At 38.3% G+C, this 12,007-nt stretch carries 10 protein-coding genes; 1 reads left to right on the top strand and 9 read right to left on the bottom strand.

Features of this window, described 5'->3' with window-relative positions; genetic code table 11:
• Positions 1-40 precede the first annotated feature (40 nt).
• From ACNEUN_RS00850 to ACNEUN_RS00825, 6 genes are all read right to left on the bottom strand, one after another.
• Entirely contained in the window at positions 41-994 is a 954-nt protein-coding gene (locus ACNEUN_RS00850) for an Abi family protein (protein WP_463630213.1), read from the bottom strand.
• A 109-nt stretch (positions 995-1,103) separates the two neighbouring features.
• On the bottom strand, positions 1,104-2,288 hold the full coding sequence (locus ACNEUN_RS00845; protein ID WP_463630211.1) for a restriction endonuclease subunit S: 1,185 nt from the start codon (positions 2,286-2,288) through the stop codon (positions 1,104-1,106).
• Positions 2,288-3,889, bottom strand: coding sequence for a type I restriction-modification system subunit M (locus ACNEUN_RS00840; protein WP_463630209.1), 1,602 nt, complete (start codon positions 3,887-3,889; stop codon positions 2,288-2,290). Before ACNEUN_RS00840 ends, ACNEUN_RS00845 begins: the two co-directional genes overlap by 1 nt.
• A gap of 212 nt (positions 3,890-4,101) precedes the next feature.
• Complete coding sequence (locus ACNEUN_RS00835) at positions 4,102-5,151, bottom strand: FAD:protein FMN transferase (protein ID WP_463630403.1); 1,050 nt, start codon at positions 5,149-5,151, stop codon at positions 4,102-4,104.
• Positions 5,152-5,564: 413 nt separating this feature from the next.
• The gene (locus ACNEUN_RS00830; RefSeq protein WP_463630207.1) at positions 5,565-6,785 is read right to left on the bottom strand and encodes an ATP-binding protein; all 1,221 of its coding nucleotides are present in this window, start codon (positions 6,783-6,785) and stop codon (positions 5,565-5,567) included.
• A 220-nt stretch (positions 6,786-7,005) separates the two neighbouring features.
• Positions 7,006-8,466 carry an ATP-binding protein gene (locus ACNEUN_RS00825; RefSeq protein ID WP_463630206.1) on the bottom strand — a complete coding sequence of 487 codons (1,461 nt, stop codon included), beginning with the start codon at positions 8,464-8,466 and terminating at the stop codon, positions 7,006-7,008.
• Positions 8,467-8,867: 401 nt separating this feature from the next.
• Here ACNEUN_RS00825 and ACNEUN_RS00820 point away from each other — a divergent pair, with 401 nt between their 5' ends.
• Complete coding sequence (locus ACNEUN_RS00820) at positions 8,868-10,151, top strand: ATP-binding protein (protein WP_463630204.1); 1,284 nt, start codon at positions 8,868-8,870, stop codon at positions 10,149-10,151.
• A 109-nt stretch (positions 10,152-10,260) separates the two neighbouring features.
• On the opposite strand, the gene ACNEUN_RS00815 is transcribed toward ACNEUN_RS00820, so the two are convergent.
• The 3 genes from ACNEUN_RS00815 to ACNEUN_RS00805 all read right to left on the bottom strand — a co-directional run bounded on the left by ACNEUN_RS00815 (position 10,261) and on the right by ACNEUN_RS00805 (position 12,007).
• Positions 10,261-10,980, bottom strand: coding sequence for a Fic/DOC family protein (locus ACNEUN_RS00815; RefSeq protein WP_463630202.1), 720 nt, complete (start codon positions 10,978-10,980; stop codon positions 10,261-10,263).
• 20 nt (positions 10,981-11,000) lie between these two features.
• Positions 11,001-11,186, bottom strand: a complete 186-nt coding sequence (locus tag ACNEUN_RS00810) for an antitoxin VbhA family protein (RefSeq protein WP_427875894.1) — start codon at positions 11,184-11,186, stop codon at positions 11,001-11,003.
• Between the two features lie 506 nt (positions 11,187-11,692).
• Positions 11,693-12,007 carry a F0F1 ATP synthase subunit epsilon gene (locus ACNEUN_RS00805; protein ID WP_427877626.1) on the bottom strand — a complete coding sequence of 105 codons (315 nt, stop codon included), beginning with the start codon at positions 12,005-12,007 and terminating at the stop codon, positions 11,693-11,695.

The following is a 12,007-nucleotide window of genomic DNA, read 5'->3' as shown; positions in this document are numbered from 1 at the left end:
TCTTACTCGCATAACGAATTGTATATTCTACAAATTTAAATTATCTCCAATGCAAATGGTTAAATATTCCATTTTTATATTCTTCATTTTTATTCAGAAATTCTTTTATTTCGTTCTCATAATTATGATTGTTTTCTATTTTTGATACTAAATACATTAAATTTACTAATGCTGCAGCAATAGATTTATCTGTATAGCCGTTTAATAAAGAAGAATTTTTAACATCACGAATTGAAGGAGTTGATATTACAGTTTCCTTATACCATAACCTACAATGATGAGAACACAAATTACGCAAGTACACTATTGAATGGATTGATTCAGAAGATTTACGAATTTCTGTTTTTAACCCCATTGAATCAAAAAGTTTTCGCAACACATTAGTATCTTTATACAAAGAAATCATTCGTGAAATAGTATCAAATGGAAAAGCTTCAACGGCAGCCCATATTGGTATAGGTTGTTTCTTACTCTTATAATGTTTTATACAAACTTCATTAGATTTTTTCAGCCATTTGTTCATATTAGATAAAAGATTCTTTATGCTTATATTAGACTTTTTAATATATGAATCTGAATTGAGGTATGTATATGCTCCTCCAGAGCTTGCAACGTGATATGCAAATCTAGATCTTAATGTTAACTCTACTTGTGCTGTACCTTTAAGGATAATTGTTCGCAATTCTTCATCCATTTTGTATGGCACAAGAAAATCAACATCTTTGCTACCTGGCTTAAACTGATTATTGCCAGAAGAAGGATCGATTTGAAACACTCGAAAATATCCAGATAATCTATAGTAGTTGCAGTCATACAGCATACTTTTTAAATTATTTTCATCAGTGACTACTAATTCTCGAGTTTTCATGAGTTGAATCATATCGTCAATAGATTTTGGAGGCTTTGAATTAGCTGAAAAACAAGAAGAACCCCCAGGTTTGAGCACTGTTAGTAGGCTTAGGGGGCTGCTGTTATCGTCAATTTTATCAGACATCTCTTACCTCCTCAATGTCTTCGGCGAGTCTCACTAGAAATGTAATTTATGTAAATTCTAATACTAAATACGCGTTTATAGTTTGTTTTACATAAATTGCATAACTAAATTACGCACGCTTGAAGGTTAGGAGTTGATCGCGATAGTACTCGTATTGCTTGCGACGAGCTTCGATTTCTGCAGGCAGTCCTTGAGTTAAATCATTGCACAATGCGTCAAAACGATCCAGAATTTGTACGATTTGATGCTGCACTTCAAGAGATGGAACAGGGATTTCAAAATCTTCTGTTACATGTAAAGAAATTTGAGGCAACGATCCCATTCCAGAAGCTGCATCACGAAAATATTGAATGTTATTTTTTAACAGATAATACAAGAATTTTACGCTAATCGGATTATTTGAAGTATAAGCCCACATCTCATTTTTGAAGGTAAATGGTTTATCATAATAAACAGCATCAATAACACCTCGAGATTGCACTAAAACTGCTGGAACTCTCGTAATATTTGCTTTAGGTATGTCTGATTCATGAGCATTAATAACAGTTTTACCACCAGCAAATATCCTAACTTCACCATCTTCAGAAGCTATTTCTTTCATCTTACTTGCAGTAATCGGCGTACCTTTAATACGAAGATATGCATCCTTAATCTTCTTATACTCCACACCGTTTGGGCAGTAGCGTGAGATAAGCGAGCGAAGGGGATTATTATCGTTAAAAGTGAGCAAGGTATCGCGATAATACTCGTATTGCTTTTTACGAGCTGTAAGCTCTGCTGTAAGCTCTGCTGTAAGCTCTGCTGTAAGCTCTGTGAATGTGTCTAAAATCCGCACAATCTCCGCTTGAACCTCAAGCTGCGGCACTGGGATTCCAAGCAAACGCAAATCTTTTCCAGTTAACTTAGGAATATTTCCATGGACAAACTGAGTAATATCAATTATTTGAATAAAGTGATATAAATACCGCAACAAAACTTCAGATTTTGCTCCTAAAATATGAGCATGATTATTAACCCATATTTTCCCAGAAGCCCACGTTACTACAGGAGTGCCAGATTTAGTTATTACACTCCCATCTTCTCCTACTAAAATAAAGTTACCATCAAAAATGTAATCGGAAACATAATCTTGAACACCATTAGCGCCATAATACGGATAGTCTCCAGAAATACGCGAAGATTTGGATATAGGTTTTCTTTTTGAATCAAGAATATTGCAACAATCTTGTAGTGCCTTATACTCCACACCATTCGGGCACAATTCAGCGATTAAATCCTCAATCTTACTAGTCATTAATCCACCTCGCTATTATCGAAGTCAATGCTGCCAGCTTCAATCTCGCTTACAATCTTCTCAATTTGTTCGCGTAACTCTTGCTCGCGAGCGCAAACCGACGCAATTTGCGCGTTAAGCTCCGTAATATCAATCTTCTCGCGAGTATCTTCTGCTTCAACATATGTGGAAACGGAAAGATTGTATTTATTGGATTCCACTTCTTCCAAAGACGCTACGTGCGCAATATGCTCCACATCTTGCCTAGAAGTGTACCACTTAACAATCTGCTCAATGTTCTCATCCAAAAGCTTGTTACTATTCGTTGACTTTACAAACTCTCGGCTAGCATCAACAAACAATATAGAAGTATCATTCCGCTTGTTTTTACGCAAAACCATAATGCACGTAGCAATCGAAGTACCAAAGAATAGGTTACTTGGAAGTTGAATCACGCAATCAACAGCATTATGCTCAACTAAATATTGGCGAATCTTTTGCTCGGCTCCGCCGCGATACATAATTCCTGGGAAGCAAACAATAGCAGCAGCCCCATCTTCCGCCAGATGCGCCAAGCAGTGCAAAACAAACGCCATGTCTGCCTTGCTTTTTGGAGCAAGAACTCCAGCTGGAGCAAAACGAGGATCGTTAATCATCAACGGATTAGAATCCCCCTCCCAACTCGTGGAATAAGGCGGATTAGAAACAACTAGCTCAAACTTTTTATTAGCATCGATTTGCGGATTTATAAGAGTATCTCCGCAAGTAATCTCAAACTTGTTAAAATTCACATCGTGCAAAAACATGTTCATGCGGCACAAGTTGTAGCTAGTAACATTCTTTTCTTGACCATAAAAACCGCCACTAATGTTTTCAATACCTAGCACTTTTTTGGCTTTTAAAAGAAGCGAGCCAGAACCGCACGCGGGATCGTACACGCTGGAAATGCTTGATTTTCCAACTGTTCCAAGGCGCGTGAGCAGCATTGAGACTTCTGCAGGTGTAAAGTATTCGCCGCCAGACTTGCCAGCGTTAGACGCATACAAGCCCATCAAATATTCGTAAGCGTCACCAAAAGCCTCAATCACGTTGTTGTTTACGCTGCCAAGCTTCATCTCACTAATCACTTGCAATAACTTAACAAAACGCTTATTTCTGCCTTCAACAGTATCTGCAAGCTTAATATTATTCACATCGTAATCGGAGAATAATCCCTTAAAATCACCAGACGAATCAGTGCCTTGAGACGACGCTTCAATATTGCGGAACACGCGGCTCAACGTTTCGTTTAGATTGCTATCTTGAGGAGCGTTCTTAAGCACATTGCAAAACAGCTCGCTAGGAAGTATAAAGAAGCCTTTTTCACTAATCATTTCACTGCGAAGAGGCTCAGCATCTTCATCGCTTATTTTTGCATAATCAAAGTTTGGATCGCCGCCTTCAGATTCGTGCTCATCTTTATTAATATAATCGCATAAATTCTCGGAAATATAGCGATAAAACATAGTGCACAATACGTATGCTTTAAAATCCCAACCATCAACGGAACCTCGCAAATCGTCGGCAATCTTCCAAATCGTGCGATGTAATTCCGCGCGTTCTTCTTCTTTGCGAGTGTCCATTCTGCTGCTCCCTATTCGTGCAATTCGTGCAAGCGTATGCGCAATATTAAATAAGCTAATTAAACAAGCGCAATATTACGCAATATTACGCAATAATTAAATAAGCGTTCTTTAATATTCTACTGTAAACGCTCACAATCAGCAGCGATGTTATTTGCATAAAATGCTACATATACACTAACGCATTAAACAATGAGACGATTAATCTGTGATTATTCAGCAAAAAAGTGCGCGGGGAAATCACGCGTTTTGCGAGCCGCGCGATTTGGCAGCATTACAGCAAACTCAGCGCTGGTAGTTTGCACGATTTTTTGCAAATTTTTTTCTTGCGATACGAACAACGCAGTTGCGAGCGCATCAGCGTAAGCAGTTGGAAAATCGCAAGTTTTCATAGGAACGTAAGTCCAGCTTGCAGAAAGTTTTTGCGAAGGAACGCCGTCTAAAGCGTTGATAAGGTGAGTTGCAATTAAATTAGATTCAAAAGCATTAGATGCAAGACAATTCGTGTCTCTTACTTTCCAACGCTTTCTTGCACTAGACGACGCACACAACGCTCCGCTTGCGATTGATGCCACTCCAACTGCTTGCGTTGTGTCAAAAGGATTTTCTAACGCAACTTTTATTTGATTATTCTCTTCGCTAAAGCAAGCGCGCATATCACCGCCAGCGTTAACCAAAAAATCGCAATCCGCAAGCGAATCACTATCCGCAGGCATCTCGCCACTAAGCCCATCTTTAATAATCTGCGTTACGAGATCTACAAAATAACCTTTACCAGCTGCACCAAAATCAAGCTGCACTGGTTGATTTGTGTGAAGCGTACCGTCGTCAATATCTCGCGAAATATCTGCCCACTTAACTGGCAACGAACGACGATAATTAGCCCAACTGTCACTACTGCTATTCTCATTCTCACTCGCGCTAATAGCAGACTCCGGAACGAATTGCACAGAATTATCGTAGCCAAGCGCAAGCAGATCCGCGCCAACGCAAGCATCAAAAGCTCCATGCGTGGCAGTGTAAAACTCGTCGTAAATTGCAAAAAGCGGTTGCACCCACGACGGGAACTCAAAATCGCCGCCGTACTCCGCACGAGCCATGCGCGAAACAAGCGAATCTGCACGAAATCTAGAAAGTGTACATTCATACTCGTCAATAAAAGCACGAATTCGCTTCTGCACGCGCTGCGGAATCGGTTTGCTGCTAGAAACAATAATCCCCGTGCCAAGCGCGCGCTCAAACGCAGTAACATTCCTAAACATCATTTGCCTCACTCCCTAAGTCAAAACTCTCTGTTACTCGTCACAATCCGCAACAAAACGACAAAAACGGCAAAATGTCGACATAGCTTACAGAAAGTCGCATTCTATACCGACATTTTTAAAAAATAGCAGCATAGCGAGTAAAAAACATTCATCTATACCGACATTTTCGCAAAAACGCACTATAGAAACATAGTCAGCATCGGCAACATCAAGCCTATCGTTTCGGCGTAACATGATTTGCGCGCGTTAAAACCAAGCAAATCCCGCTTCGCAAACCACACAAATCTCATTTCGCAAATTTGAAAATTTTTTAATTTTGCGAAATGAACCTTCCTAATAATCTAAACCATATGCGAAAGAGAAGAATAGTACAAGAACAAAATAGCCTTATTACGCGCATTCAGTCCAAATCATCGCTCATACAACCATCGCGCTATATCAACTATTTTTACACCGTCTTTTTCCATCTCATCGTGACGAGTACGAGCAATAATCATCTTTGGGTAAGCGTCTTTTATAGATAACAACGGACTAATTTCTCGTTCAAAAGTTTCATCGCGCGAAATATCGTCAGAAACTTGAATATAAGTCAGCTTTCCGTCCTTCTTTGCCACAAAATCGATTTCCTTAGTATAAAGCTTGCCAACATACACCTCATACCCGCGTCTTAAAAGTTCAATAGCCACTAGATTCTCATACAAATGTCCAACATCAGAATATCTAGTACCTAATTCCGAAAACCTAAATGATAAATCGGCAAGATAATACTTTTTATCTGACTCAAGGTACCTTTTGCCTTTAATATCATAGCGTTGTATTGGGTAGAACATGAATGATTTACATAAATAACTAATATGAGCACCAACTGTTTTATCATTAGTTTTATAAGTTTTTGACGTTAGCACAGAAGCAACATTGCGAATCGAAGTACAATTACCAACATTGTCCATAAGGAAATTCGCAATCATAACAAGTAGATCTTCGTTTTCTATGCGATATTTTTGCACGATATCTTTTACTATAGTTGTACGATATATTCCTTCAACATACTTTCGCGCATCGTAATCTTTGTTATATAAGTAAGATCCAGGCATTCCGCCACGTACATAGTATTCATCGCAATACTTATCTATATCACTCTTATCAATATAACTTTCATCATTATCTGTTTTTGAATAATATTTACAAAATTCAGCAAAAGAAAATGGGTACATGCTAATTTCAAACACTCTACCGCCAAACAAAGTAGCAAGATCACTTGAAAGCAGAAAAGCGTTAGAGCCAGTAACATATATGTCACATAATTCTTCATCATGAATGCTATTAATCACACGTTCGAAGCCATTGCAAAGTTGAATTTCGTCTACAAAAAGATAATTCGATTTACCATCCACACAATGTTCTTCAATATAGTTATATAAAGCATCCTCTTCTAAAAGTTTTTGATACTTTTTCTGATTTAGATTTATTCGAATTACATTCGCATTAGCATCTTGTTGGATACGTGAACTAAAAGCATCTAACAGTTTAGATTTACCACTTCTACGAATTCCCGTAATGACCTTTATGTCTGGTACATCTTTAAGTTCCTGCAGCCTACTTAAGTAAAAATCCCTGTCAATTAGCTTCATAGCACACCTCCCGATGTTTCTATTATAACTAAAACAGAGCAAATCCCACTTCGCAAATTTGAAAATTTTTTAATTTTGCGAAATGAAACGATATTCACAGCATATTCTGCGATTTGACGAATCCAGCATCGGCAACATTACGCCACTCGTTTCGGAGTAGCATGATTTATGCGTTTTAATGCCTACTTATAACGACTAACCAAGCATCCGAATAACAACGCTACTTAAGCAACCAATCAACAATGTTTTCAACACGAATGCCATCATAATCATCATCTAAAGCCTTACTCAAAGTAATAACCAGCTTTTCGTAATTATTCTGAATCTTACGAAGCGGCTTTAACTCTCGCTCGCGCACAGACTCATCCATCATACTTTCAGTTACTTGAATATAAAGCTTTTCGGAAGCAGAAGTCGCAACAAAATCCACCTCCAAATTATCTATTTTGCCAACAGCAACATCGTAGCCACGCCTTAAAAGCTCAAAGAAAACAACGTTCTCTAGCGCATGTCCTCTATCTCTGTCCCTAAATCCAAGTAAATAATTTCGCAACCCAATGTCAACAATGTAATATTTGCCAAGAGTGCGCAAATAATCCTTTCCTTTAATATCAAAGCGCTTAACGTCATAAAACATGTAAGATTCTTTTAACGCGCTAACATAAGCGGATATAGTTTGAGTTGCAGGTTTAGCGCCACGCGCGCGCAATCCACGAGAATTGCTATCCGCAGAATCGAGCAACTTTTCCGAAGAAAGCGTATTACACACAGAATTTAAAGACGTATTATTTCCAATATTATCCGCCAAAAACATAATTATTTTTCTAAGAAGATCTGCGTCTGTAATCTGTCGCTGTCCACGTCGCTTTTCGCGCTCGAGTATATCGCGAACTACTACAGTAGAATAAATCCCGTCCAGCAAAGTCATTGCGCTACTCTGATTAAAACCTGATTCTAAAGCAATATCGCAAATTGCAGGCATACCGCCGTAACGCATATAAGCTGCAAACAAGTCATCAAGCTCTACACTACCACCATTAGCATTCACTGCTCTTTTTTTCAGATCGCCGAGCGGAGACTTATATTCTTCAATGGAATAATCCTGAAAATCAACGAACTCTTTAAACGAAAGCGGATACATTTTCACTTCCACGTACCGTCCAGACAAGTACGTTGAATACTCAGAAGAAAGCAGATATGCATTAGATCCAGTTATGTAAATATCGCAATCAAAATCTACACGAAACGAGTTAATTGCATCTTCCCAACGATCGATACGCTGCAGCTCATCAAAGAAAAGATACGTTTTTTTAGGATGCTTAATACTAGAAGACTCACTATCAGGGGATTCAATACTGCTGGATTCAATCCTATTTTTAACGTAATTGTACAAGTCTTTATAACTCATATCTTGAAACTCGAGCGACTCAAAGTTTATAGATATAATTTGATTTTGCTCAACTCCAGAGTTAAGAAGGTACGATTGCATGAGCTTAAGCAGAGTTGACTTGCCGCATCGGCGAATGCCCGTAACAACTTTTACAGGCTCTGTATCTTTGAAAGCTATAAGCTGATTAAGGTAAATATCGCGATTTTTAATATTTTTGCCGACTATTGCAGGGCTATTACTGCGCATTGGCATATTTGCGCTTTCAAGTAGCTGATTTTGCGAATTTACCATAATAAGCCCCTACTCCGCTTTAGAAAATTTAGCAATTCTTAAAACAATGCTTACGTTGATTACACAGTTATAAGATTGCAGAATTACAAGATTCCAGAATCATAAATTTATAAATCTTACGAATCTTATAAATATTATGACTTAAACCTCGATTTTTTACAAGTTTAAGTTATTCATGACCTAAACTTTGGATTTTTAGAAGTTTAAGTCATCGATAACTCAAACTTTGGACTTTATACAAGACGATCCACTTTCAAAAGTGAAAAAATATTACAGTTCTGAAAGTGAAAATGATATAATACTTTCAAAAGTAAAATAAAATTAAAGTATTGAAAGTTAAAAAACGAATCTGCTTTCAAAAGCAAAAAATACTACGATTTTGAATACGAAAGGCGATTGAAATGAAACTCATTGAGAGAACGGATTACTTAAATCGCCTAAAGCGGCTTAAAGGCACACCAGATATAAAAATCATTACCGGAATCCGACGCAGTGGAAAATCAGAGTTACTGCGCGCTTACCGCACGTATTTAGAAAACACTTACAGTAATCAAAGTAGCAAACTTTACGCGTCGGCAAAGCACGCGCAACTTCCAAACACGCTACAACAGCAAGGTACGTCAAATAACCAAGAACTTAACATAATCAGCATTGACTTCAATAACCTAAATTACGAAAATCTGAAAAATTACAAAAACCTTTTTGCGTATGTTGAAAGCCGTTACATACCCGAAGCGTACAACGTTCTTATGATCGACGAAGTGCAATTATGCCCAAAATTTGAGCTTGCGATTAATAGCCTTCACAATAGTAATAAATACGATATTTACTTAACGGGATCTAATGCATTCTTGCTTAGCTCGGATCTTGCAACACTATTTAGCGGAAGATTTATTGAAATACCAATATTCCCTTTCAGCTTTGCAGAATATTGCGAATACTTTGAAATAACAAGCAACTTTAACGATGCTTTGCAAAGGTATTTACAACATGGCGGACTTGCAGGATCATACGTTTACGCTAACCAAGACGATGCGCAAGCGTACATAAAAAACGTGTATACAACTCTTGTTAAACGCGATTTAGTAGACAAATACGCAATATCAGAAGTGTCACTTCTTGACTCAATATGCGAATTTTTAATGGATAATATTGCAAATCTCACAACTGCAAACAATGTAAGCTCAATACTTAAGCAGAATCAGATTGAAACAACGCACGTAACAGTAGGAAATTATCTAAAATATTTATGCAATGCGTTCATGTTTTATAAAATAAAACGTTACGATATTCGAGGCAAAAAATATTTAGAAACAAACGAAAAATACTATTTAGCAGACACTGCACTTCGCTACGCAATTCTGGGAACTCGCAATATGGATTACGGAAGAGCGTACGAGAATATTGTGGCACTTGAGCTTATGCGAAGAGGATACTCAATTTACGTTGGTAAACTTTACCAAAAAGAAGTAGATTTTGTAGCAGTAAAATCGAGTGAGAAGCTTTATATTCAAGTTTCAGACAACATTAGTGACGATGCAACGTTAGAGCGAGAGCTTTCGCCACTAAAAGCAATAAAAGATGCTTACCCTAAAATCCTACTTGCAAATACTCGCCACGATTCTTACGACATTGAAGGAATACGCGTAATAGACATAGCGCAGTGGCTGCTTAACGCAAACTGAGCAAAACGCGAATGATATTGCATGTAGCTCACACAAAAATCCGCAAAACACAAAAGAAAAGAGCATTCGCGCGCGAACGCAAACAAGCGAACGCGAACGAAAGCTCTAATCAATCTATGCCATAACGCGTTTTATACGCCGCATAATCCCTATCTTGCAAAACACTAGCCACATTCGGCAAATATTCGTATTCCTCTTCAACAAGATGCACAAACTGCTGCTGAGCTAAAAGCTCAACCTGCAAAGGCTTTGTAATAATGTGAAACATGTCTTCAAGAAGCTTTGTATCGTTAGTATCTTTGGCCTGGATTGAAGCTTTGTCGTTGATGCGCTGCGTTATTAATCCCCAATCGAAATGGTATCCAGCATCTCGCGCAACTATATCCCAAAAAACGCGCTGCGTTCTACCATTGCCCTCACGAAATGGGTGTAAAACATTAAAATTATTGTAATTTACGCTTAGCTTACTAATAAACTCATCAATAGATAAACCTTGCAATAAATTATCATTTTTAAGCGTCTGCTCACAGTAACGAATCCCAACGCCCATGTATTCAAGCGGATGAAACGGCTCGCCGCCGCCTTTAGTCATATCTATAGTGCGAATCTGACCAGCCCAATCGTAAACATCTTGAAAAAGATAATGATGAATCCACTGCAATTGCTTAACAGTTCCTTCAGCATGTGGCAAGTTTTCGTACAAAATAGAGCATCTTGTAAGAACAGCATCGTTCTCATATTTATCTAATTCAATCTGATTATCTATATTAGACTTGTTCTTTAATACCCTTGTGTGAGGAATAAGATATGGATCAAAAACTCTTTCCATTACGCACACAACCCAATAACTTAATCCGTTACATTATACCTAGAACGCATTCTATCAACAAATTCGTCACTGGTTATAAAACCTTTAGCATATTGATTTGCGTCATAAAGAAACTCTTTTGAAGGCGAATTACCTTCAAGCCTGCCTGAAGCTATTGCAAGACCCAAATTTTCTTGACGTCTACGTTGCATTTCTTTATCAATCATTTCTTCTCCCTACCACACACACAAATCAAAAACAACTATGCACTATTTTACTATGCGCAATACATTTTGATTACTAAACATTTCCGTTACGGAACACTTTATTTACGCCACATTTCATTCACAGCACACTTTGCGATTTGACGAATCCACGCAAGCGCAACAAACATCGGCAACATTACGCCACTCGTTTCAGCGTAAGCAACGCAGCAGTGGCTGCTCGAAACAAACACGGCGCTTCGCTTGTGAGCGTTATTTTCTCAGTTCGTTAACTGAGTTAGTAACGGTGTTTGGGTGATTACTGTTACTTTCTCAGTTCGTTGACTGAGTTAGTAACGGTGTTTGGGCGATTACTGTTACTTTCTCAGTTCGTTGACTGAGTTAGTAACAGTGTTTCGCCACTGAGATCTATTTTCTTTACAAGCGAGCGATAAAAACAAAAAGGCAGAAGCTTGAGAATACCCAAAACTTCTGCCTTTTCAGCAGCTTACTTTTACTTATACGTAAGCCTAAATCACTTTAGCGTTAGGCAACACATTGCCGTCTTTATCAACGTTGCAACTGTGCTCAACAGCAATCGTAATATTGTCAGAGTCAACAGAAAAGAATCCGTCCGTAACCTTAAAAACGTGACGCACACCCTTCAAATCGTCGACCTTAACAAAACCGTGATCAATCAACGCAAGCACAGCCTCATGCCCAGGAAGAATGCCCATAGAGCCATTCACCGAAGGAATAATAGCAAACTTTGCATCACCTTCCCACACAGGATGCCTGGCTGCCACCACACTTACGTGCAGCGATTTTACTTGCTTTTCTGACAT

Source organism: Gardnerella sp. C0684A1 (assembly GCF_055326835.1).
Note: the sequence above shows the minus strand (reverse complement) of the source record. Positions and strands in the feature narration are given on the sequence as shown.

Bases quoted from the DNA above. Each gene is read 5' to 3' on its own strand.
- ACNEUN_RS00835 (WP_463630403.1), bottom strand. From the start codon at position 5,151: ATGTTTAGGAATGTTACTGCGTTTGAGCGCGCGCTTGGCACGGGGATT.
- ACNEUN_RS00820 (WP_463630204.1), top strand. From the start codon at position 8,868: ATGAAACTCATTGAGAGAACGGATTACTTAAATCGCCTAAAGCGGCTT.
- ACNEUN_RS00825 (WP_463630206.1), bottom strand. From the start codon at position 8,466: ATGGTAAATTCGCAAAATCAGCTACTTGAAAGCGCAAATATGCCAATG.
- ACNEUN_RS00840 (WP_463630209.1), bottom strand. From the start codon at position 3,889: ATGGACACTCGCAAAGAAGAAGAACGCGCGGAATTACATCGCACGATT.
- ACNEUN_RS00810 (WP_427875894.1), bottom strand. From the start codon at position 11,186: ATGATTGATAAAGAAATGCAACGTAGACGTCAAGAAAATTTGGGTCTT.
- ACNEUN_RS00805 (WP_427877626.1), bottom strand. From the start codon at position 12,007: ATGTCAGAAAAGCAAGTAAAATCGCTGCACGTAAGTGTGGTGGCAGCC.
- ACNEUN_RS00830 (WP_463630207.1), bottom strand. From the start codon at position 6,785: ATGAAGCTAATTGACAGGGATTTTTACTTAAGTAGGCTGCAGGAACTT.
- ACNEUN_RS00845 (WP_463630211.1), bottom strand. From the start codon at position 2,288: ATGACTAGTAAGATTGAGGATTTAATCGCTGAATTGTGCCCGAATGGT.
- ACNEUN_RS00850 (WP_463630213.1), bottom strand. From the start codon at position 994: ATGTCTGATAAAATTGACGATAACAGCAGCCCCCTAAGCCTACTAACA.
- ACNEUN_RS00815 (WP_463630202.1), bottom strand. From the start codon at position 10,980: ATGGAAAGAGTTTTTGATCCATATCTTATTCCTCACACAAGGGTATTA.